Annotated in this window: 21 protein-coding genes and 1 tRNA gene; 6 read left to right on the top strand and 16 right to left on the bottom strand. The window is 60.3% G+C overall.

The genetic code is table 11. The annotated features are described in order from the left end of the window. Positions 1-40: 40 nt before the first annotated feature. The 6 genes from FEU76_RS11705 to FEU76_RS18595 form a co-directional block, all read right to left on the bottom strand. Entirely contained in the window at positions 41-1,897 is a 1,857-nt protein-coding gene (locus tag FEU76_RS11705) for a hypothetical protein (RefSeq protein WP_144983183.1), read from the bottom strand. Continuing rightward, complete coding sequence (locus tag FEU76_RS11700) at positions 1,894-2,394, bottom strand: ABC-three component system middle component 2 (protein WP_144983180.1); 501 nt, start codon at positions 2,392-2,394, stop codon at positions 1,894-1,896. Before FEU76_RS11700 ends, FEU76_RS11705 begins: the two co-directional genes overlap by 4 nt. Beyond that, positions 2,394-3,467 carry an ABC-three component system protein gene (locus tag FEU76_RS11695; RefSeq protein WP_144983177.1) on the bottom strand — a complete coding sequence of 358 codons (1,074 nt, stop codon included), beginning with the start codon at positions 3,465-3,467 and terminating at the stop codon, positions 2,394-2,396. The genes FEU76_RS11700 and FEU76_RS11695 overlap by 1 nt, the downstream gene beginning before the upstream one ends. A 106-nt stretch (positions 3,468-3,573) precedes the next feature. Then, positions 3,574-3,879, bottom strand: coding sequence for a hypothetical protein (locus FEU76_RS11690; protein ID WP_144983174.1), 306 nt, complete (start codon positions 3,877-3,879; stop codon positions 3,574-3,576). Between the two features lie 22 nt (positions 3,880-3,901). After that, positions 3,902-4,006, bottom strand: a tRNA-Gly gene (locus tag FEU76_RS18600). 498 nt (positions 4,007-4,504) lie between these two features. Further along, positions 4,505-4,789, bottom strand: a complete 285-nt coding sequence (locus FEU76_RS18595; protein ID WP_186299142.1) for a hypothetical protein — start codon at positions 4,787-4,789, stop codon at positions 4,505-4,507. A 226-nt stretch (positions 4,790-5,015) separates the two neighbouring features. Between FEU76_RS18595 and FEU76_RS11685 the strand changes: the two genes are divergently transcribed. Continuing rightward, positions 5,016-6,332: a hypothetical protein gene (locus tag FEU76_RS11685; protein WP_144983171.1), complete on the top strand. Its 1,317-nt coding sequence runs from the start codon at positions 5,016-5,018 to the stop codon at positions 6,330-6,332. A 6-nt stretch (positions 6,333-6,338) separates the two neighbouring features. Here the strand turns inward: FEU76_RS11685 and FEU76_RS11680 are convergent, their stop codons facing one another. Next, the gene (locus FEU76_RS11680) at positions 6,339-6,857 is read right to left on the bottom strand and encodes a zinc ribbon-containing protein (RefSeq protein ID WP_039179834.1); all 519 of its coding nucleotides are present in this window, start codon (positions 6,855-6,857) and stop codon (positions 6,339-6,341) included. Positions 6,858-7,021: 164 nt separating this feature from the next. Between FEU76_RS11680 and leuS the strand changes: the two genes are divergently transcribed. The 5 genes from leuS to FEU76_RS11655 all read left to right on the top strand — a co-directional run bounded on the left by leuS (position 7,022) and on the right by FEU76_RS11655 (position 12,601). Further along, a complete protein-coding gene (gene leuS / locus FEU76_RS11675) occupies positions 7,022-9,607 on the top strand; it encodes a leucine--tRNA ligase (protein WP_144983168.1) in 2,586 nt (861 codons plus the stop codon). Further along, entirely contained in the window at positions 9,604-10,098 is a 495-nt protein-coding gene (locus FEU76_RS11670; RefSeq protein ID WP_096922839.1) for an LPS-assembly lipoprotein LptE, read from the top strand. The genes leuS and FEU76_RS11670 overlap by 4 nt, the downstream gene beginning before the upstream one ends. Beyond that, positions 10,095-11,162 carry a DNA polymerase III subunit delta gene (gene holA / locus FEU76_RS11665; RefSeq protein WP_144983165.1) on the top strand — a complete coding sequence of 356 codons (1,068 nt, stop codon included), beginning with the start codon at positions 10,095-10,097 and terminating at the stop codon, positions 11,160-11,162. The genes FEU76_RS11670 and holA overlap by 4 nt, the downstream gene beginning before the upstream one ends. A gap of 100 nt (positions 11,163-11,262) precedes the next feature. Beyond that, complete coding sequence (locus FEU76_RS11660; RefSeq protein WP_039179822.1) at positions 11,263-11,661, top strand: PA2779 family protein; 399 nt, start codon at positions 11,263-11,265, stop codon at positions 11,659-11,661. Next, a complete protein-coding gene (locus FEU76_RS11655) occupies positions 11,639-12,601 on the top strand; it encodes a PA2778 family cysteine peptidase (RefSeq protein WP_144983162.1) in 963 nt (320 codons plus the stop codon). Before FEU76_RS11660 ends, FEU76_RS11655 begins: the two co-directional genes overlap by 23 nt. 618 nt (positions 12,602-13,219) lie before the next feature. Here the strand turns inward: FEU76_RS11655 and sthA are convergent. The 9 genes from sthA to FEU76_RS11610 form a co-directional block, all read right to left on the bottom strand. After that, on the bottom strand, positions 13,220-14,611 hold the full coding sequence (gene sthA, locus FEU76_RS11650) for a Si-specific NAD(P)(+) transhydrogenase (RefSeq protein ID WP_016914076.1): 1,392 nt from the start codon (positions 14,609-14,611) through the stop codon (positions 13,220-13,222). 33 nt (positions 14,612-14,644) lie between these two features. Further along, complete coding sequence (gene nqrM / locus FEU76_RS11645; protein WP_039179819.1) at positions 14,645-14,899, bottom strand: (Na+)-NQR maturation NqrM; 255 nt, start codon at positions 14,897-14,899, stop codon at positions 14,645-14,647. Between the two features lie 181 nt (positions 14,900-15,080). Beyond that, positions 15,081-16,313 carry an NADH:ubiquinone reductase (Na(+)-transporting) subunit F gene (nqrF, locus tag FEU76_RS11640; protein WP_096922836.1) on the bottom strand — a complete coding sequence of 411 codons (1,233 nt, stop codon included), beginning with the start codon at positions 16,311-16,313 and terminating at the stop codon, positions 15,081-15,083. Positions 16,314-16,383: 70 nt separating this feature from the next. Continuing rightward, complete coding sequence (gene nqrE, locus FEU76_RS11635) at positions 16,384-17,001, bottom strand: NADH:ubiquinone reductase (Na(+)-transporting) subunit E (protein WP_039179812.1); 618 nt, start codon at positions 16,999-17,001, stop codon at positions 16,384-16,386. A gap of 1 nt (position 17,002) precedes the next feature. Then, positions 17,003-17,671, bottom strand: coding sequence for an NADH:ubiquinone reductase (Na(+)-transporting) subunit D (locus FEU76_RS11630; RefSeq protein ID WP_096922835.1), 669 nt, complete (start codon positions 17,669-17,671; stop codon positions 17,003-17,005). Between the two features lie 2 nt (positions 17,672-17,673). Then, positions 17,674-18,489 carry a Na(+)-translocating NADH-quinone reductase subunit C gene (locus FEU76_RS11625; RefSeq protein WP_144983159.1) on the bottom strand — a complete coding sequence of 272 codons (816 nt, stop codon included), beginning with the start codon at positions 18,487-18,489 and terminating at the stop codon, positions 17,674-17,676. Beyond that, the gene (locus FEU76_RS11620; RefSeq protein WP_144983156.1) at positions 18,489-19,715 is read right to left on the bottom strand and encodes an NADH:ubiquinone reductase (Na(+)-transporting) subunit B; all 1,227 of its coding nucleotides are present in this window, start codon (positions 19,713-19,715) and stop codon (positions 18,489-18,491) included. Before FEU76_RS11620 ends, FEU76_RS11625 begins: the two co-directional genes overlap by 1 nt. Beyond that, complete coding sequence (locus FEU76_RS11615; RefSeq protein ID WP_144983153.1) at positions 19,715-21,064, bottom strand: Na(+)-translocating NADH-quinone reductase subunit A; 1,350 nt, start codon at positions 21,062-21,064, stop codon at positions 19,715-19,717. Before FEU76_RS11615 ends, FEU76_RS11620 begins: the two co-directional genes overlap by 1 nt. A 284-nt stretch (positions 21,065-21,348) precedes the next feature. After that, a complete protein-coding gene (locus FEU76_RS11610; RefSeq protein WP_096922832.1) occupies positions 21,349-22,812 on the bottom strand; it encodes a glyceraldehyde-3-phosphate dehydrogenase in 1,464 nt (487 codons plus the stop codon). Positions 22,813-22,833 lie beyond the last annotated feature (21 nt).

The following is a 22,833-nucleotide window of genomic DNA, read 5'->3' as shown; positions in this document are numbered from 1 at the left end:
CTTCGGAGGCAATAGGTTCGCGTTCACTCCGACTTACGCATTACGGCCGCATGGAAACCGGCAAGAAGCCGTACCGTCCCGCAGAGCTCCTCGAGAAGTGGACGTGGTTGCAGGACGCTTGCACATCGGCAGGAGGAGCAACGTTCTCGAAGACGACCATCTGGCCAAGCGCGCTCGACGAACAGAGGTTTCGATAGAAGGCATCCTTCACCGAGGTGGCGACCTCACCATCGTCGTCAGCGTCGGCCTCCTTGTACGGGTTCAACGGGGTATCCAGGACGACGAAGCCAGGGTGCCCCGTGTTCTCCCCGAGTAACTCTTGCATCAGTCCGATCACATAGCCAGCGCACATGATCGCACGCACGCCCTTGCCATGACTCGTTCGCTTCCGGCCATTCACAACGAGATCAGCGCTCTTCTCGTCGAATGCCACGGTAATGTCGTCAGCCACCCTCCATGCGATGAGGAGCGCCCTGATGCGCGAGCACACATCGGACATGGTGTTCGCTGTGAGCTTGATGAACTTCAGCTTCTCCCCCTTGTCAGGCGTGGCATCCAGGTCGAGCATTTGGCTCTTGAGCGAACCGATCTGGGCGCGCAGTTGCCCCACCCTGACGAACGCTCCGTAGCTGCCTTGGATCGCTCGGAGTTCGTTGGCCGTGGCTCGAACTTTCGGTGCGAGGGCTACCTCAATTTCTTCGGAGATCCCCTGGATCGCTGCATCGATCTCCCTCAGGCTCGCCGCCAAGACACGCTGCTCGGTGGACAGCTGGTCCGCTGCAACGCGAAGTTCCGCTCGGAGACGCTGGACCTTGGCCGCTTCCGCCTGAGCGGCCTGGAGCGTGGACTCGGGGGCGTGCGTATCAGCATGCCGCTGATATTCTGGTTCAGCGCCACAGTAGTCGCACGACTTGTCGCCGTACATCTGCAGAAGGTAGGAAGACTCTCCCATGGCCTCGAGCCGAAGCAGATCAGACTCGTAGTGCGCGACGAGCAACGAAGCACGTGCGAGCATCCCGTCGAGCTCATCCAACCGTCCGCGTTGCTCGCGTTGCTGGTTCACGAGCTTTCCTCGCTTCGACTCAGCGGCGCGTAGATCGGCCAAGGCCGTGCTCGACAGCTCGCCCAGCTCACGCAGATTGGCTTCAAGTTCGGCCACCACCTCGGGCGTCACATCCATGTTCTCAAGGAGCTCGTCGAGCGCGGCTTGATCACGCTCGAGCAGACCCTCAATCGCCTCCTTCCGTCCGGCCAACCGGCCCGCGGACGTCTTCGGATCTTCTGGCTGCACGATGCCGGAGTCATCGACGCCCGTTAGCAACATCCGAATAGTGCTTGCGGCGGCGGTATTGCCGGTGTTCTGGGAACCGTAGAGGGGGGAGCGTTTCGCGATGATTCGCTCTTCATCGACGAGCAGGGCCTTGGATAGTACCCTGAAGCTGGCCTCCTGAGTCGTCCCGCTGTCGTTCTTGCGGACTCGGCTGCCATCAAGGCCACACAGGCCAAGCAAGAAGCCGGAGACAGACTCCTTGGCGTTGGTGGTCTCGCCCAGTACCTCCCACTCGTCATCGGCTCCGAGTGCATCATCAATCCGCCCACGAAAGAGTCCGATCTTCCCGCCAACGAGCGCACGCTTCAGGGTGTAGCACTGGCCGTCCGCCGCTTGGATGCAGAGATAGGCGACATCGTACAGTCGCGCTTGCGGGATCTCCTCGGGAGGCGTGCCAGCCCCCATCACGAAGTCGATACAGCTCAGCGCGTACGATTTTCCCGTGTCCGACGCCCCCTCGATGACGTTGAGCCCCGACGCGAAGACGAGACTTCCGGGCACCTGACCAGGGCCACAGAGACGTAGCTCCCGAAGCTCGAACCCACGTCGAGCGCTCCCGTTAGTCATGGCGTCCTCCCCGACCCACGATACTCGGCGAACTGCCCACCCCATCGGTCGAGCTCGGTACTGACGTATCGGGTGATCTCGCTGGTCTCCAACTCCCCGAAGCTCGCCGCGATCCAGCTCGCGCGGCTCCGCATGGCTTCGACATACCTGCTGCGCAGCGTGTCTAGGAAGCAGCCACCCCGATCCGTCGCGCCGTAGCTGAAACCGTTCGCGTCCATCGTCACTGAGACAAGACCACGCCTGGCGTACAGGGCAAGGCCAGGTTCCAGCACTGCACGTCGCACGAGAACCTCAGCTCCGCGTTGTGGCACAGCAGGATGGAGGCTCTCAGGACCTCCGTCCACGTCGGCCGAGTGGACCAGCAGGTAGTCGAGCAGAACGAGCCGCTGAAGGTCGTGGCGGTAAGGGTCGAGCTCAACGAGGACGCACAGCGAGCGCAGCCCAAGCTCGACTGGCGAGTTGAACACCCATGATGTTGTCGCGTCCGGCGTGCCCATCACGGAACCCACTTGAGTCGAGCGTTGTCGGCGAGCTGGTGGCAGATGCCAGCCTTGTCTTTGAACCCGAGCACCTGTCGCAGGGCGTTGTTCGTCGGGTCAAGCTGCTGCGCGACTCCAGTCGCGGCCTTCACCCGCTGAAACCCATCGGCGTGGCTGATGTCCTCCACGGTGTCGATGACTGCATCGAAGAACTCCTCCTGAAGATCTTCGAATTGCCCAGGTGGAAGGGTGTCGCGGGAGAAGTTGCGGAGTGATTCAGCATGAAAGAATCGCTCGCGACTCCGCAGCAAATGACGATGGAGAGGCTCGTGCGCGGCCAAGTCCGCGACGCTCAGGGCCACGCCGGTGTGATCGGAGTACGCCTCGAGGAGTCGACCGATGTATGGGCTCCCGAACTTCTCCTCGTCGATGTGCGGGACTTCGGTTGGCGGCCGAGGCGGTAGGCCCCCTGGAAATCGAGCGGCATGCCAGCGCGTCAACGCATGTTGCTCGATGAGATCCATCGGTGGGACGTAGCTGACGATGCTGAAGTCAAAGCCCTCGACGAAGTCCAGGAGCTCGCCGGTCAGCGGTACCTTCTTCGTGGAGGTGATGTGCTCCTCGCACTTTGTCGCCCAGTCCTTGATGAGCCGTGCGCGGAGCTCCTCGGGCTTCTTTAAGAGCAGCGACAGACTGTTCCCTGCCCCTTGGGGAGCCACGAAGTAGTACTCGGTTGGGGCCGAAAACGCCTTCTCGTGAACGTAGTAGCAGAGCTTCCCCAGCTCGAGGACGACCTGGTTCGGTTGCAGCGGGTCCTTATAGTGCTTGCACTGGTAGTTGTGCCACTCGTCGTCGGAGACGAATGCCACAACGTCGCGGCCGAGGTCACCCGATCCGCCGCAGCGCTCAACGCGTTGGTACCGGCTCTTCAGGCTGTGGGCCCACTCCAGAGCGAAGTCCTCCCACTGGCCTGGGGAGAAGACGCGCAGGAGGTCGATGGCGGGCACAATCGTGCTGCTCGCGGGCGTTGGCGCCACGGTGGCTACTGTGGGCTCCTTCAGCGGCTGCGTTGTTGCCTTGAAAAGGTTCATGGTCGGGGTCCTCGCTCGCTCTGCCTACGCCCGGCTGCCCAACGTAGAGGCCACCGGACGCTGCGCGGCTTTATCGCGCAGCGCCCCGTGGACCGCCGGGTTAGCGCTACTTGAACAGTTTCTCACGGAGAATGGTGTTGCAACGCACCGCGACTGCGCCAAAGACCCAAGTCGTAAGCCCAAGCGCCCCGAGAATTGCAGTGAGTAGCCACCCTGCAGTTCCCCAAGTATCAAGCGGCGTTTTGTTCGCAACCTCCAAATACTCGGGAACTACTTTTGCCAGAAAAAAACCGTAGAAGCCAGACACGAGAAAACCACTGAGAGCAAAAAACGCGACCAATGTGGTAGGCATTTCCGCATAGGACGCGAATTTTTTACGGGCTTTCCACGCACTCCAAAGTCTGTTTAACACGCTCAAGTTCCCTTATGTTGATTGGTGCGGAGGGAAGGAATCGAACCTTCCACGTTCACTCTTGGCAGGCTACACAAATTCATGTTCGCGATCTCTCGCTTGGGTTGGAGTTTCCACCAGGCTCCGCAGGAACGCAATTCCGCACCAAACACTTGCCACAAAACAAAAAACGGCGAATGAGTTTTTCATAATTACCTCCATCGTTGTTGAAACCACAGCAATAACGGAAATGAAAATGTCCAACCTAAACGAGATTGCAACGCTCACTTCAATGTGTACCTGTACTTCCAAGCCAGTTAAGTTGCGATGACTCTCCCTGTAGCGCTAACAGTGTGATTATATAGCCCACCACATAACCCCAAGCGGTCACAGCCATTGATGTCATGCAGTCTAAAACCACCTAACCTATTGTTTTTTTAAATACCACTTTATTAGACCAATCTACATATTCTCTATTATCGGCCCGCTCGTTTTGCCTGTTTAATCATACTCTATTCATAAAATCTGCTTAGGTCACCTATCTGGCGAAAATTTTTTCGTGCTTGGGTGGCTGCATCAGCACTGCGTTGCAGTGCTTCGCGGGTGCCTCACTTCGTTCGTTACGCCGCGCTACGGGGTTGGCTGGCTATGTGGTTTGATCTTTGCGGGCTGAAGTGGACTCTTGCTTTGTGATTGGCTTGGGTGGCTGTATCGGCACCGCGTTGCGGTGCTTCGCGGGTGCCTCGCTTTGCTCGTTACGCCGCGCTACGGGGTTGGTGGCGTTGTCGTTGTTGGTGGCATTGTCGTTGTTGGTGGCATTGTCGTTGTTGGTGGCGTTGTCGTTGTTGGTGGCGTTATCGTTGTCGGAGGCATTATCGTTGGGTTGGTGGCTTGATCGTCGCGCGCTGAAGCGTCCTCCCACATCTCTCATCTGACACGCCTGCCTTTTCCCCACACCGTCCAACTCTGACAACTGTGATCTCTCACATATGTCAGCTCGCACCGCTGTCATTCCTCACATCTGTTATCCCCCGAATCTGCCATCTCTCACATGGTGCATCCCCGGCATCTGCTGTCTCACCTGTCCCCTCGCTCTTGCTGCTGGCCTTCTTTTGCAAAGCAGCTTAGCCTGCTAACTCAACCAGTAAGGGTGTGCGATGCAAGAGACGACGAGGCGGCAGCGGGTGGCGGGTGGGTTGTTGTTGCTGGGGCTGTTGGTGCAGGTGGTGGGCTTTACCGGGGCTTTTGCGGCGGCGCAGGGGGTGAGCTATCTGCTGTGGGCGGCGGTGGCGTTGCTGTGGCGGGATATTCCTCGGCGTTCGCGGCGGCAGGCGGGGGTGTTGAGCGCGCTGGGGGCGGCGATGCTGGTGGTGGCGCACACGGTGTATGGGGCGGCGGTGAATTGGCCTGCCATGCTCCAGGGCAATGTGTTCGTGGCCACCATGCTGGTGGGGGTGAGCTTTATTTCCCTGATCGGCACCCAGGGCAACAAGCGTGCGCCGGGCAGGCGGTTGACGGGGGCGGCGGGCGTGCTGCGTACCTGGCTGGGGGTGCATTTTCTGGGCACCATTCTGAACCTTTCCACGGTGCTGATGGTGGGCGACCGGCTGGCCCGGCGCGGGCCGTTGAACACGCCGCAGCTGTTGGCGTTGAACCGGGGGTTGAGCAGCGCGGCATTATGGTCGCCGTTTTTTGCCTCCATGGCGGTGGTCATCGCCCTGGCGCCAGAGGTGCAGTACGCGCAGATTGCCGTGGTGGGGTTTCCGTTGGCCATGCTGTCGGGGCTGTTTACCACCTGGGAGCTACGGCGGCGGTTCGATTTGCGCGAGGTGGATGGCTTTTCGCTGTCGCCGCGTAGCCTGTTCATGCCTGCGGGCATGGCGGCGCTGGTCATGCTGTTCCATGTTTGGCTGACGCCTGCGCTGAGCATCGTCAGTATCATTACCTTCCTGATTCCCGGCGTGGCGTTGTTGAGCAACTTGCCTGCGGGGCCGCGCTTTACCCTGCGCCGTTTGCGTCAGCACACCGTCACGCGGTTACCGGCCATGCGCGGGGAGATTTCGCTGTTTCTGGCGGCGGGCTTGCTGACCGTAGGGCTTTCCACGCTGGTGGCCGCAGCGGCAGGCGATGCCTGGACGCTGTTTGCGCGGTTTGGCGCGCCTCAGGCCATGGCCAGCTTCGCAGCCATTGCCCTGAGCGCGCTGGTGGGGCTGCACCCGATCATTGGGGTGTCGGTGCTGGCCTCGGTGCTCAACCTCAGCGGTGCGGAGCAAACCCTGTTTGCGTTCGTGGGGCTGAGCGCCTGGGCGGTGGGTACCAGCGTGGGGCCGCTTTCCGGTATCAACCTCTCGTTACAGGGGCGTTATGGGGTCAGCGGCTACCAGATGATGAAAAACAACCTGCCCTATGCGGCGCTCATGAGCCTGCTGTCGCTGGGCGCGATAGCAGGCTTGAGCGCCTGGTTGGGCCTGTAAGACGGCTCAGGTTTCGATGATCTTGTTGGGGAAGCGGTAGAAGTAGCGGTGGCCGCACTGGTGGCAGGGCTCCAGCCGGGCGACTTCGTTGAGCATCACCTGGGCGTCGCAGTGAGTGCAGGCCATCAGGCCCGGCGCGGCGATTTCGCCTTCGCAGTAGTCGGCACGGGCGGCTTCCAGGTCGTCTTCGAAGCGCTCCCGCTCGACGATGCTGCGGTCGGCAATGGAAAGCAGCGACTCTGCCACGCGGCGGGAGAGCCGGTCCAGATCGATGCCCAGCCAGCTGGCTACCTGCTTGCCGGTATCGGCCATGTAGTAGCGCATGTCTTTCAGGTCGCGCTCTACCCAGGCGCGTAGCAGGGCTAGCTCGTCCTTGGTGTACTCTTCCAGTTCGGCTTCAAAGGCAACGGCGTCGTCCAAATCCTTTTGCAGGTTTTCCCAGGTGAGTTCGTTGGCGCCATCCTGCATGCGTTCCAGCAGGCGCTCGTAGCCTTCGCGAAGGCGATGATCGTTATGTTTTTCCATGGGTCCTCTCCTTTTGTTGCCACAGGTGCTGCCTATCATCGGCTAGCCGTTCAAGGATACACCGGCATAGGATACAATCGACGTTACTTATCTGACAGTCGTCATCCACTATTCACTTTGCGCCCTTTTTTTGGGCGAATGACCCCAAGGCATTGAAAACACCGATGGACGCACACTACAGCCCCCGTGATATCGAACGTGATGCTCAGCAGTACTGGGAAAAGCACCAGTGCTTCAAAGCCGTAGAAGACGCCAACCGCGAGAAGTTCTACTGCCTATCCATGTTCCCCTACCCCAGCGGCAAGCTGCACATGGGCCACGTGCGTAATTACACTATCGGCGACGTTGTCTCACGTTTCCAGCGCATGCAGGGCAAAAATGTCATGCAGCCCATGGGGTGGGATGCCTTCGGCATGCCGGCGGAAAATGCCGCCATCCAGAATCAGGTGCCGCCCGCCAAGTGGACCTACCAGAACATCGATTACATGCGTAATCAGTTGAAGGCACTGGGGTTTGCCTACGACTGGAGCCGTGAATTCGCCACCTGCGATACCAGCTACTACCGCTGGGAGCAGTGGTTCTTCACCAAGCTGGTGGAGAAAGGGCTGGTCTACAAGAAGATGTCCACGGTGAACTGGGACCCGGTCGATCAGACCGTGCTGGCCAACGAGCAGGTCATCGACGGCTGCGGCTGGCGTTCCGGTGCGCCGGTAGAGCGCAAGGAGATCCCGCTGTGGTTCCTGAAGATCACCGACTACGCCGATGAGCTGCTGGCGGACCTGGACAACGTCGAGTGGCCCGAGCAGGTCAAGACCATGCAGCGCAACTGGATCGGCAAATCCCGTGGCGTCGAGCTGAGCTTCGAGATCAAAGCTGCCGATGGCAGCGCCTGCGAGCCGCTGGCGGTGTACACCACCCGCCCGGACACGCTGATGGGCGTGACCTACGTGGCCGTGGCCGCTGGCCATCCGCTGGCCAAGCAGGCCGCCGAGCAAAGCAGCGAGATGGCTGCGTTCTGCGAAGAGTGCGCCAAGGGCGGCACCTCCGAGGCGGAAATGGCCACCAAGGAGAAGCTGGGCATGGCCACCGGCCACAAGGCCATCCACCCGCTGAGCGGTGAAGAAGTGCCCGTGTTCGTGGCCAACTTCGTGCTCATGGAGTTCGGCACCGGCGCGGTGATGGCCGTTCCCGCCCACGACCAGCGCGACTGGGAGTTTGCCACCAAGTACGGCGTCGAGCTGAAGCCGGTGGTCGCCGACGAGCACGGCAACACGCCGGATATCTCCGAAGGCGCTTACACCGAGCACGGCACGCTGATCAATTCCGGTGAGTTCGACGGTTTGGAGTTCCAGGCGGCGTTCGATGCCATTGCCGCCAAACTGGCCGAGCTGGGCCGTGGCGAGGTGAAAACCAACTACCGCCTGCGCGACTGGGGCATTGCCCGCCAGCGCTACTGGGGCGCGCCGATTCCGGTGAAGTACGGCCCGGAAGGCCAGACCGTGCCGCTCTCCGATGATGAACTGCCGGTGGCCCTGCCCATGGAAGTCACCGTGGATGCCTCTGGCTCGCCGCTGAAGAAAATGCCCGAGTTCTCCGAGCTGGGCGACGGCTGGGTGCGTGAAACCGACACCTTCGATACCTTCATGGAGTCTTCCTGGTACTTCGCCCGCTTCTGCTGTGCGGATAACCACGAGGCCATGCTGGACGAGCGCGCCAACTACTGGCTGCCGGTGGATCTCTACATTGGCGGCATCGAGCACGCCATTCTGCACCTGCTCTACGCCCGCTTCTTCCACAAGCTGCTGCGCGATTTCGGCATGGTCGATTCCGACGAGCCGTTCCAGCAGCTGCTTACCCAGGGCATGGTGATCGCCGAAACCTTCTACCGCATCAAGGATAACGGCGGCAAGGAGTGGTTCAACCCTGCCGATGTGGAAGTGCAGCGCGACGAGAAAGGCCGCCCGCTGAGCGCCGTGCTGATGAGCGACGGCCAGCCGGTGGAGATGGGCGGCATCGAGAAGATGTCCAAGTCGAAGAACAACGGCGTCGATCCTCAGTCGATGATCGACAAGTTCGGGGCCGACACCGTGCGCCTGTTCATGATGTTTGCCGCCCCGCCCGAGCAGTCGCTGGAGTGGTCCGATTCCGGTGTGGAAGGCGCGCACCGCTTCCTGAAGCGGATCTGGCGTCAGGTTACCGAGCATCTGGCGGCGGGCACCCCCGGCACCTTGAACGTGGACGCGCTGAATGACGACCAGAAAGCGCTGCGTCGCAAGACCCACGAGACCATCAAGAAAGCCAGCGACGACATTGGCCGCCGCACCACCTTCAACACTGCCATTGCCGCCGTGATGGAGCTTTCCAACGCGGTTGCCAAGTTCGACGACAGCTCTGAGCTGGGCCTGGCGGTGAGCCGTGAAGCGCTGGAAGCCTGCGTACTGCTGCTGGCCCCGATCACCCCGCACCTGTGCCACACGTTGTGGCAGCAGCTGGGCCACACCCAGCCTGCCATCGAAGCGCCGTGGCCAGCGGTGGATGAAGCCGCCCTCACCCGCGACAGCATCGAGCTGGTGGTACAGGTGAACGGGAAACTGCGCGCTCGCCTGGAAGCCCCGGCCAGCGCCGACAAAGCCGCCATCGAGAAACTGGCGATGGAGAGCGACAACGTCCAGCGCCATCTGGAAGGCAAGACGGTCCGTAAAGTGATCGTGGTGCCGGGCAAGCTGGTCAACATCGTGGTGAGCGGATGAATCGACGTCATTTCCTGACCCTTGGCAGCGCCGCCTGTGCGGTGGCGCTGCTGGGCGGCTGCGGGTTCCGCCTGCGCGGCACCGACTCCATGCCCAACCTGCCGCCGCTGGCCCTGGAGGGGGATGCCAACAGCACCCTCGCCCAACAGCTGCGCACCCGCCTGCAGCAGCTGGGCACCGAGGTGGAAAACGGCGCGCCCTGGCGCGTCACCCTAGGCACTCCTTCCCTTCAGGAGCGGCGCATCGGCACCGATGGCCGTGCCAGCCGTGAGCATGAGCTGACGCTGAGCACGTCGCTATCGGTGCAGCAGCGGGAAACCAATGCCTATGCTCTGAACAACGCCACGCTGAGTACCAGCACGCGAATTCGCGTCAGCGATGACGACCTGCTGAACCGCGAGACGCTGTTCCAGGAAGCCGAGCAGACCCTGACTCGCCAGCTGGCCCAGCGAATCGTCGAGCGGTTGGCCAACCTCGAGGCGCTGCGGTGAAGGTATTTGCCGACCAGCTGCCTGCAGCCCTGGCCAAGAAGCTGCCCAAGGCAGTCATCGTGGCAGGAGACGAGCCGTTGCAGCACCGCGACGCCTGCGATGCGGTGCGTGCAGCGGCGCGCCAGGCCGGTATCGAAGAGCGCGAAGTGCTCGATGTGGAGCCCAACTTTGCCTGGGGGCGGCTGCTGGAAACGGCCAGCAACCTGTCGCTGTTCGCATCCAACAAGTTGCTGGAGCTGCGCCTGGGCAACCACAAGCTGGGGCAGGATGGCAGCAAGGCGCTGGCCCAGTACGCCGAACTGATGGACGGCAGCGATGACCTGCTGTTGATCAGCATGGGCAAGGTCGATGCCAAGCAGCAGAAGTCGGCCTGGTTCAAGGCGCTGGAAAAGCACGGTCTGTTCGTGCCGGTCTGGCCGGTCGATGCCTCGCGGCTGGGCTACTGGCTGCGTGACCGGGCGGCCCTGCATGGCCTGCAGCTCGACCTGGACGCCGCCAGGCTGCTGGGCGAACGCACCGAAGGCAACCTGCTGGCCGCCGATCAGGAGCTGCAGAAACTGGCGCTGATGCACCCGTCCCAGGCCCGCCTGGGGGTCGAGAGCATCGCCCAAGGCGTGGAAGACAGCTCGCGTTTCGATGTCTTCAACCTGGCGGATGCCTGCCTGAAGGGGGAGCCCAGCCGTGCCTCGCGCATCGTCAATGGCCTGAAAAGCGAAGGTGTCGAAGCGCCTATCGTGCTGTGGGCACTGACCCGCGAGCTGCGCACCCTGCTCTCGTTGCATCAGCATCTGGATCAAGGGCAGAGCTTCGAGCACGCCTGCAAAAGCCAGAAGCCGATGATTTTCGACAAGCGCCGCCCGGCGTACCAGAAAGCCATCCAGCGGCTGCCCATGAAGCGGCTGCACAAGCTGTTGCTGATGGCCCAGCGGCTCGATCTGGCCGTGAAAGGGGCATCGCCGGTGCCGCTTTGGGCCGGGCTTCACGACCTGGCCATGAGCATGGCAGGCGCCCGGGGCATTCTCTCCGAAACCCCCTGGACCTACCGGATTAGTGCAAATAATTAGCACTTTTCCATTTTGTCTTAAATCTCTTGACGTTTGTTTCTATACTATTGATTCAAGCGCTAAAAACGCTTGCTCCCCGACCAGTCTAAGGAAGAAGACGATGAAAACAGTGCGTGCTTACCTCTCGACCCTTTTGATTGCTGCGTTAGTGCTGGCCAGCCTGCCCGTCGTGGCGGCACCCACCGCTCCTCAAGGCATGGATCTGGTATCGACGCAGTCTGTTTTAGCAGGCGACCGTGCCGGTGCGGACCGCGAGCGTATCAATGAAATCCTCGCCCGTGCCGATGTGCAGGATCAACTGCTAAAGCAGGGTGTGAACCCCGCCGATGTGGAAGCCCGTGTGGCGGCGCTGAGTGATGCAGAAGCGCAACAGATGGCCCAACAGCTGGAAGAACTGCCGGCCGGTGCGGGTGTGATCGGAGCTCTGTTTGCGGTCTTCATCATTCTGCTGATCACCGACATTCTCGGGTTGACCGATGTCTATCCGTTTACCCGCTAAGCGCCTCGGCCTGCTCCACCGCTTGTTCAACGCCCGCACTGCGGGCGTTTTAGCGTTGGTACTGCTGCTCGGTGGCTGTGCCCGCGCCCCCGTGCTGCTGGAAAGCACCCAGCGCGACCTGCCGCCGCAAACCGAGCTGCAAGACGTGCCGTTCTTCGCCCAGACCGAGTACCAGTGTGGCCCCGCCACCCTGGCCATGGTGCTGACCCATGAAGGGGTGGACACCAGCGTCGATGAGCTGATCCCCCAGGTGTTCATTCCGGGGCGGGATGGCAGCGTGCAACCGGAAATGCTGGCCACGGTGCGGCGCCATGAGCGGCTGGCGATCCCCATTCGCGCCACCATGGATGCCCTTCTGGGCCACCTGGCGGCGGGTGAACCGGTGGTGGTCATGCAGAACCTGGCGCTGCCCGCCTTCCCCATGTGGCACTACGCGGTAGCCATTGGCTACGACCTGCCCGATGAAACGCTGTTGCTGCGTAGCGGCGAAATCGAGCGCCATCGCCTGTCATTCAGCCGCTTCGATGCCACCTGGGCGCGCAGCCAGCGCTGGGGGTTCGTGGTCAGCCAGCCGGGCACGCTGCCCGAAGGTGTCACGGCGCGCAATGCGCTAGAGGCCATTAGTGCCTTTGAAGAGCAGCACGGATCAGAGAAAACGCTGAGCAGTTGGCAGGCATTCAGTGAACGCTTCCCGCAAAATCCTACTGGGCAATTTGCGCTAGGCAATGCCCTGTATGCCGATGGCCAGCCCGAAGCCGCCCTGGCCGCCTTCGAGACGGCCACGAACCTCGACCCGGCGATGGGTGCTGCGTGGCTCAACCTGGCCATCCTGCAGTTTCAGCAAGCGCGCCTTGCAGACGCCAGAGCATCGCTTACCCAAGCCGCTTCCCTTGAAGGCGAATGGCAGCCCCGGGCTAGACAGCTTTTGGAAACGCTATAGCGTCGCCCTGAAGAGCCGTGAGAGGAAGCTTCAACTCGCGACGGTGCTGAAATGCACTCGTGGGAGGGAGCTTCAGCTCGCGACAGTGGCTTGGCCAGGGCGCCTGACGGCGCCATTCGCCCGCTAAAGCGGCCTCCCACAGAAGCGTGAAGCCTGAAACGCACCCGTGGGAGGGAGCTTCAGCTCGCGATGGGGGCCTGGCCGAGGCGTCTGACGGCGCCATTCGCCCGCTGAAGCGGCCTCCCACAGAAGCGTGAAGCCTGAAATGCACTCGTGGGAGGGAGCTTCAGCTCGCGATGGGGGCCTGGCCGAGGCGCCTGACGACGTCATTCGCCCGCTAAAGCGGCCTCCCACAGAAGCGTGAAGCCTGAAATGCACTCGTGGAAGGGAGCTTCAGCTCGCGACGGTGGCTTGGCCAGGGCGCCTGACGGCGCCATTCGCCCGCTAAAGCGGCCTCCCACAGAAGCGTGAAGCCTGAAATGCACCCGTGGGAGGGAGCTTCAGCTCGCGATGGATGCCTGGCCAGGGCGCCTGACGACGCCATTCGCCCGCTAAAGCGGCCTCCCACCGATACTGACAGGCAGGGCCAACCTTTGCAGGAAGGCCCGCCCTGACCGCTTAGAACACCCGGTTCAGGCCATTTTGCGCCGCCACTCGGTAGGCTTCTGCCATGGTGGGGTAATTGAAGGTGGTGTTGACGAAGTACTTGAGCGTATTGGCCTTGCCCTCCTGCTGCATGATGGCCATGCCGATGTGCAGTATCTCCGATGCCTGGTCGCCAAAGCAGTGGATACCGAGAATCTCCAGGGTGTCCTGGTGGAACAGGATCTTCAGCATGCCGACCGTATCGCCGGTGATCTGGGCACGGGCGGTATCCTTGAAAAACGCCTTGCCGACTTCGTAAGGCACTTTCGCTTCGGTCAGCTCGCGCTCATTGGGGCCAAAGGAGCTGATTTCGGGAATGGTATAGATACCGGTCGGCACGTCGCTGACGAAACGGTACTCCTTCTCCAGCAGCTCGTTGCACGAGTTGAGCCCCTGATCGTAGGCGGCACTGGCCAGGCTTGGCCAACCAATCACGTCGCCTGCGGCATAGATATGCGGAATCCCCGTGCGGTAGTGTTCGTCCACGCTCAGCTGGCCGCGGCCATTGGCCTCCAGGCCGATGTTCTCGAGCCCCAGGCTGTCGGTGTTGCCGGTTCGGCCGTTGGCCCACAGGAAGGCATCGGCGCGGATTTTCTTGCCGGATTTGAGGCGCACCACTACGCCGGCTTCATCGCCTTCGACGCTGGCGTACTCTTCGTTGTGACGAATCAGCACGCCGTGCTTGCGCAGATGATACGACAGCGCATCGCTGATTTCGTCGTCCAGGAACGACAGCAGGCTATCGCGGTTGTTGATCAAGTCCACCTTGACGCCCAGGCCGGAAAAGATCGAGGCGTATTCACAGCCGATGACCCCGGCACCAAAAATCACCAGGGTGCGCGGCGTATGCGACAGGCTGAGAATGGTATCCGAGCAGTAGATGCGCGGGTGGCGGAAGTTGATGTCTGCCGGGCGGTAAGGCCGGGAGCCCGTGGCAATGACGATCTTCTTGGCCACCAGCTCTTCCATGCCTTCCTGGCGGTCACGCACCACCACGGTGTGTTCGTCCTTGAAGCGGGCAACGCCATGGAACAGGTCGATGCGGTTACGCGCATAGAAGGTGGTGCGCATTTCGACCTGTTTGTCGATGGTGCCGCGAGAGCGCTCCATCACTTTGGGAAACGAGAACCAGCGGGGTTCACCGATGTCGCGGAACATGCGGTTGGTGTTGAAGGCCATGATCTGCTTGACCTGATGGCGCAACGCCTTGGAAGGAATCGTGCCCCAGTGGGTACAGTTGCCCCCTACCTGCGCCTGCTTTTCGATGATGGCCACCCGCATGCCATGTTTGGCTGCATTGATGGCAGCGCTCTCGCCAGCCGGGCCAGTACCGATTACCACGACATCATAATTGTGAACCGCCATAGGGTTTCGTTCTCCTTGAAAATAAACGGGAGCTTAGCGACGCGTGGCATCGTAGCCCAGGTCGGCACCGCGGCTCTCGTCGCTGCGGCGGCGCGCACTGTTACGCTTGCGGTTCTCTTCTTCGCATACTTCGTCCTTGCCGCCGCAGATATCGCAGCCATCTTTCAAACCGAGCTGGTTGAGCCCGCCACAGGAGCCTGCAATGGGCTTGCGTCCCATCAGTACGCCCACCGCCATTGCGGTCATTACCAGCGCCATGAAGCCAAATACCAGTAGCCAGATTGCCATGATGTTCTCCCAGCTGTGTTGCTAGCATCGTTGAATGGTCACACCTGCCGACCACGGTTGGGCCAATAAGTGCCTTGAAAGTTGGCCCTATTGTACCTCAGCCAACACAAAATGATCAGGCATAAACGCCAACGGGGCTGACCCGAAGGTCAGCCCCGTTGTGGAGCGCGTCTGCGCTACCTTAGCCGCCGAAGTCATCCAGCAGGATGTTTTCCGGCTCGACTCCCATATCAAGCAGCAGCTTGATGACGGAAGCGTTCATCATGGGCGGCCCACACATGTAGTACTCGCAATCTTCAGGCGCCGGGTGGTCCTTCAGATAGTTTTCGTACAGCACGTTGTGGATGAAGCCCGTCGGGCCTTCCCAGTTGTCTTCCGGCTGCGGATCGGACAGCGCCAGATGCCACTCGAAGTTCGGGAACTCTTCGGCCAACTGGTCGTACTCTTCGTTGTAGAAGGTCTCGCGCCAGGAGCGCGCACCGTACCAGAACGAAATCTTGCGGTCCGACTTCAGTCGCTTGAGCTGGTCGAAGATATGGCTACGCATCGGGGCCATACCGGCACCACCACCGATGAAGACCATTTCCGCGTCGGTGTCCTTGGCGAAGAACTCACCAAACGGACCCATGACCGTTACCTTGTCACCCGGCTTCAGGTTGAAGACGTAGGTAGACATCAGGCCAGGCGGATGGCTGCTGCCCGGAGGCGGCGTGGCGATACGGATGTTGAACTTGAGGAGGCCTTTCTCTTCCGGGTAGTTCGCCATGGAGTAGGCGCGGATGACTTCCTCGTTGTTCTTGTGGGTAATATCGAACAGGCCGAATTTTTCCCAGTCGCCACGATACTCTTCTTCGATGTCGAAATCGGAGAACTTGATATCGTAAGGCGGTGCCACCAGCTGCACGTAACCACCCGCACGGAAGGCCACTTCTTCACCTTCAGGCAGCTTCAGGTTCAGCTCCTTGATGAAGGTCGCCACGTTGGGGTTGGCGGTGACTTCGGTTTCCCACTTCTTCACGCCGAAGACTTCTTCCGGCACTTCCACTTTCATGTCCTGCTTCACAGGTACCTGACAGGAAAGACGCCAGCCTTCTTTCTTCTCACGCATGGTGAAGTGAGATTCTTCGGTGGGCAGGATAGAGCCGCCGCCCTCTTCCACTCGGCATTTGCACTGGGCGCAAGAACCGCCGCCACCACAGGCAGACGACAGGAAGATGCCGTTGGCCGCCAGGGTGTTCAGCAGCTTGCCGCCAGCCTGGGTTCTCAGGGTGTGCTCGGGGTCGCCGTTGACTTCGATCGTCACGTCCCCGCTACTCACTAGCTTGCTTCGCGCTGCCAGAATGATCGCCGTCAAGCTGATGACGATGATCGTGAACATGACAACACCGAGCAAGATGACAGATGTATCAACCATGTCGGTTTCCTATTGCTGAAGGTTTTCTGTACCTCGGCAGCCCAGGGGCTGCCGAGAAAACCGGCTCCGATTACAGCTGGATGCCCGAGAAGGACATGAAGCCCAGTGACATCAAGCCAACGGTGATGAACGTGATGCCCAGACCCTGCAGGCCGCCAGGCACGTCGCTATACTTCAGCTTCTCGCGGATACCGGCCAGCGCGGTAATGGCCAGCGCCCAGCCTACTCCCGAACCGAAGCCGTACATGACGGATTCGCCGAAGTTGTAGTTACGCTCCACCATGAACAGTACGCCACCAAGAATGGCGCAGTTTACGGTGATCAGCGGCAGGAATACGCCCAGCGCGTTGTACAGCGCAGGTACGTATTTATCCAGGAACATCTCCAGGATCTGCACCAGCGCAGCAATAACGCCGATGTAGCTCAGCAGGCCAAGGAACGAGAGATCGATGTTCTCTGCACCGCTGATACCCGTCCAGGTCAGCGCGCCCTCTGCCAGCAGCAGGTTGAATACCAGGTTGTTCACCGGTACGGCAATGGTCAGTACCACGATGACCGCGATGCCCAGACCGAATGCCGCCGAGACCTTCTTGGAAACCGCCAGGAAGGTACACATCCCGAGGAAGAAAGCCAGCGCCAGGTTCTCGACGAAAACCGAAGCAACGAAAAGGCTTAGATAGTGTTCCATGTTACACAGCCTCCTTCGGCTTGGTGTTGTGCTTCATCTTGAACTCGTTGTCTTCTACCTGCTCGGGGTTGTAGGCACGAATTGCCCAGATCAACAGACCGATGATGAAGAAGGCAGACGGCGGCAGCAGCAGCAGACCGTTCGGCACGTACCAGCCGCCGTTTTGCACGGTGGGCAGTACGGTGAAGCCGAAGATGCTGCCCGCACCCAGCAGTTCACGGAAGAAACCAACGACCATCAGCACGAAACCGTAGCCCAGGCCGTTACCGATACCGTCCAGGAAGGACATGCCGGGAGAGTTGGTCATGGCAAAACCTTCTGCACGTCCCATGACGATACAGTTGGTGATGATCAGACCGACGAAGACCGACAGCTGCTTGGACATTTCGTAGGCGTAGGCTTTCAGAATCTGATCGACCACGATAACCAGCGAGGCGATGATCGTCATCTGAACGATGATACGGATCGAGGACGGAATGTGGTTCCGAATCAGCGATACGAACAGGTTCGAGAAAGCCGTTACGAAGATTACCGCCAGGGCCATGACCAGCGATACGCTCATGCTGGTGGTCACCGCCAGCGCAGAACAGATACCGAGGATCTGCAGGGCAATCGGGTTATTCTTGAAGACCGGCGCCGTCAAGACGCTTTTTGCATTTACGTCCGCCATGATCAAGCTCCTTCCGCTTCGAGTTCGACGTCAGAGTCCTGAACGTCTTCCTGGTCAACGCCGCTGCGGAACTTGGCCAGGTATTCACCGAAGCCTTCCGGGCTCAGCCAGAACTGCAGCATGTTGTTAACACCGTTAGCGGTCAGGGTGGCACCCGACAGGCCGTCGACTTCATAGTCACCGCTACCGCTACCCTTCACGACACGGATAGCCGGTACCAGATCACCCTCTTCGTCGAAGATCTGCTTGCCTTCCCACTGAGCCTGCCAACGGGGGTTGTTGACCTCGGCACCCAGCCCTGGCGTTTCGCTGTGCTCGAAGTAGGTGATACCGACGATGGTATTACCGTCACCTTCGACCGACAGGAAGCCGCGCATCAGGCCCCACAGGCCCTGGCCACGGATGGGCAGAATGATCTGCTCGGGGCTGTCCGGGTCGCCCACCAGGTAGACGGTGGCGTAGTTTTCGACGCTGGACAGACCCGCCGGGTCACGCTCACCTGACAGGGTGCGCGAGGCCGCCGGATCACGACGAACTTCGAAGCCGTCGAAGGTCTCGGGATCGTGCTGATCCGAGTACTCGCCCGTTTCGAGGTTGACCACGCGTGGGGTTACCTCACGGAAAGCGGCTTCTACGTCCATGCCGCTCTCATAGAGATTGGCAACGCGCAGGATGTTGGTCTTACGGTCGAGTTCCTGATTGAGCTGCTGCGCAGGGCGCAGTGCCACGGCCGCGGTCGAAACGATGACCGAGCACACGATGCACAGCGAAAACGCTACGATCAGTACTTTCTTGATGGAGTTGTTACCTTGTGCCATTAGGCAGTCTCCTCGGCCGGTGTGCCAGTACGCTTGAGACGGCGCTTGACATTGGCCTGGACGAACATGTGGTCAATCAGCGGTGCGAACAGGTTGGCAAACAGGATGGCCAGCATGATGCCTTCCGGGAAGGCCGGGTTCACCACGCGGATCAGCACGGTCATGACACCGATCAGCGCACCGAACAGCAGGCGGCCCTGGTTGGTCATCGCGGCCGACACGGGGTCGGTTGCCATGAACACCATACCGAAGGCGAAACCACCCACCACCAGATGCCAGTACCAGGGCATCGCGAACATGGCGTTGGTGTCGGAACCGATCAGATTGAACAGCGTGCTGGTGACCACCATGCCCAGGAACACGCCCAGCATGATGCGCCAGTTGGCAATCTTGGTCCACAGCAGCACCGCAGCACCGATCAGGATCGCCAGAGTCGACACTTCACCCACGGAGCCCGGTACGTAGCCAATGAAGGCATCCCACCAGGTGTAAGTGCTGGTCAGTGCGCTCATGCCGTCCTGGAACGCCAGAGACAGTGCCGTGGCGCCGGTGTAGCCATCGGCGGCCACCCATACTGCGTCGCCGGAAATTTGCGCCGGATAAGCAAAGTAGAGGAAGGCACGACCAGTCAACGCGGGGTTCAGAAAGTTCTTGCCGGTACCGCCGAAGATTTCCTTGCCGATCACCACACCGAAGGTGATACCCAGGGCCACCTGCCAGAGCGGGATGGTCGCCGGGAGGATCAGTGCGAACAGCACGGAAGTGACGAAGAAGCCTTCGTTGACTTCGTGGCCACGCTTGACCGCGAACAGGACTTCCCAGAAACCGCCGACCGCGAAGGTCACCAGATAGATGGGCAGGAAGTAGGTGGCACCGAGGACGAAGTTGGCCCACAGGCTACCCGGATCATGGCCACCCGCCAGGGTCATCATTATCGCTTCGCGCCAGCCGCCCATGGAAGCATAGCCTGCTTCGATGGCGGTGTTGGCTTGCCAGCCAGCGTTCCACATACCGAAGAACATGGCCGGGAAAGTACACATCCACACGGTGATCATGATGCGTTTCAGATCGACGCCGTCACGAACGTGGGCAGTGGTCTTGGCGACACTCGGGGGTGAGTAGAAGATGGTGTCTACCGCTTCGTACAGCGGATAGAACTTCTCGTACTTGCCACCCTTGTGGAAATGCGGCTCGAGATTATCGAGTGTTTGTCGAATACCCATCATCAGGCCTCTTTCTCGATCATGGTGAGATTGTCACGCAGGATGGGGCCGTACTCGTATTTGCCGGGGCAAACGTAGGTACACAGCGCCAGATCCTCTTCGTCCAGCTCCAGACACCCGAGCTGCATGGCAACCTCAATGTCGCCCACAATCAGCGAACGCAGCAGCTGCGTCGGCATGACATCCAACGGCATGACGCGCTCGTAGTTGCCCACCGGCACCATGGCACGCTCGGAGCCATTGGTGGAAGTGGTTGGCGCGTAGTTGCTCAGGCCTTTGAACTTGGACAGGTAGATGCCCATGATGGAGTGACGGTTCGCACCCAGCGAGAGCCATCCCATGAAGGTGCGCTTGTTACCCTCTTCCAACAAGCTGACCTGATTATGGAAGCGACCCAGATAGGTGATATTGCCCTCAGCGGCAAAGCCTGAAAATACCGAACCGGAGATGACACGAGTGTCCTCGGGTTGGATCACTTCGCCTGCCAGGAGTTCCTGGGTACTGGCGCCCACGCGGGTGCGCAGCAGACGAGGTTTCTCGGCGCGTGGGCCGCCTACTGCGACGATGCGGGTGACGTCCAGCTTGCCTTCCACGAACAGTTTGCCGAACGCGATCACATCCTGATAACCGATGTGCCACACTTTCTTGTGCAGCGCGACAGGCGACAGGTAGTGAATGTGCGTGCCGACCAGACCTGCAGGGTGCGGCCCGGCAAAGGTTTCGGTCTTGACGCCGCTGACATCGCTGCCGGGCAGTGATGCGTTGGCACCCGTGCACAGAAAAACGTTGCCCTCGGTCAGGCGGGTTAGCACCTTGAGGCCGTCTTCGAATGCCTGGGAGTTCTCATTGATGATGAGTGCCGGGTCAGCGCTGAGCGGATGGGTATCCACGGCGGTGACAAAGATATCGGCAGGAACGCTGTCGATGGCAGGCGTGCGCGAGAAGGGGCGGGTGCGCAAGGCAGTCCAGAGACCCGACTCGACCAGTTGGTCGACAACGGTCTGACGATCCAACTGTCCTAAAGTGCCACGATCATGGGAAGCGAATGTCATCGCTTCTTCATTTTCGTCGACTTTAATGACCACAGACAGCAAACGACGTTTTTCGCCACGGTTGATAGCTACCACTTCACCAGCGGCGGGTGCGGTGAAGCGCACGCCGTCGACTTTCTTGTCGGTGAAGAGCAGTTGGCCTAGTTTGACCTTATCCCCTTCCTGAACTTCCATCGTTGGCTTCATGCCAACGTAGTCGGTGCCCAGGATTGCCACGTGACGCACAAGCTGCGCATCTTCAATACGCTGCTCAGGCGCTCCCGTGATGGGGAGATCCAGGCCTTTTTTGACTTCGATCATAGTCTCGCCCAGTTGATGGATCGGATATACGAAGGTAAGGGGTTCGATTGCTTAATTTCTGCTCAGCGAATTCTTGTTTTCTGTTCAGATTGTTACCAGTCCGGCCCAAGCAAGCTTGGACCACCCCGAAAAAATCCATCGTATTATAAAGATAAGCGCGGCCAATGACCACATCCCTGACCGCCTCCGAAAGTGCTATATACAAAAACGCCACCCGAAGGTGGCGCTTGAAAGGCATGGTGTTTCATCTAATGCTGTATTAGTCGAACACCCTCCCCGACCGCTCAGCTGGCCTGACGCGGCAGTTTCAGGAACTGCACGTTGGACATGTGCTGAAGAATGCGGATGACCTGACAGCTGTAACCGAATTCGTTGTCGTACCAAACGTAGACCACGGCATGGTTGCCGTTGGCGATGGTCGCCTTGGCGTCCACGATACCGGCATGACGATTGCCGACGAAATCCGACGAGACCACCTCCGCAGAATCGACGAAGTCGATCTGTTTCTGGTAGGCCGAGTCGATGGACATGCGACGCAGGTAGTCGTTGAGCGCCACTGCATCGGTGCCCTTCTCCAGGGTCAGGTTCAGAATCGCCATGGAGACGTTGGGCGTGGGCACGCGAATGGCGTTGCCGGTCAGCTTGCCTTCCAGCTCGGGCAGCGCCTTGGCGACGGCCTTGGCCGCACCGGTCTCGGTCAACACCATGTTCAAAGCAGCGCTGCGTCCGCGACGGTCGCCCTTGTGGTAGTTGTCGATCAGGTTCTGGTCATTGGTGTAGGCATGCACGGTTTCTACATGGCCGGTCACCACACCGAACTCATCGTTGAGCACTTTCAACACCGGTACGATGGCGTTGGTAGTGCACGACGCCGCCGACACGATGCGGTCGCTTTCGCCGATGGTTTCGTGGTTGATGCCAAACACGACGTTCTTGATATCGCCTTTGCCCGGCGCCGTGAGCAGCGCCTTGGCCGCGCCCTTGCACTCCAGGTGCTGGCCCAGGCCCGCTTCATCACGCCAGATACCGGTGTTGTCCACCACCACGGCGTTATGGATATCGTAAGCGGTATAGTCGATCTCGCTGGGCGAATCGGCGTAGATCACCTGAACCACGTTACCGTTGATGGTCAGCGTACGCGCTTCGGCGTCTACCGTGATGGTGCCATCGAAGGGCCCATGGACAGAATCACGACGCAGCAGGCTGGCGCGCTTCTCGAGGTCCTTGCCCACGTCGCCACGGCCACGCACCACGATGGCACGCAAACGCAACAGGTTGCCGCCACCGGCTTTTTCGACCATGACACGGGCCAGCAGGCGACCGATACGGCCAAACCCGTAAAGCACCACGTCCTGGGGCTCACCGGTGCTGGCACCCGGCTGGTAGCCATCGATGATGTCGTTCAGCTCGCCGCGCAGGAAAGCGTTCAGGTCACCGCCGCCCTGGCGCTTGAACATCACCGCCAGCTTGCCCACATCGACGTGGGCCGGACCCAGGTTCATCTCGCTCATGGCCTGAACGATCGGGAAGGTGTCTTCCACGGACAGCTCGGTGCCCTCGATCTTTCGCACGAAACGATGGTCTTTAAGAATCCGAATAACCGACCGCTTGATCAGAGAACGTCCGAACATGGTGGCGACAACGTTGTTCTGGCGATACAGCTTCCCGACCAGCGGGATCATTTGCTCAGCCAGAGCTTCGTTGTTCTGCCAATCCTGAAAAACGTTGTCGAGAGTTTGCTGACTCACGGGCGGCCTCATAGGTAGTGA

Source organism: Halomonas sp. C22 (genome assembly GCF_007655045.1).
In the GTDB taxonomy this organism is placed as follows: domain Bacteria; phylum Pseudomonadota; class Gammaproteobacteria; order Pseudomonadales; family Halomonadaceae; genus Vreelandella; species Vreelandella hamiltonii.
This window is presented reverse-complemented; position numbering and strand designations above follow the sequence as displayed.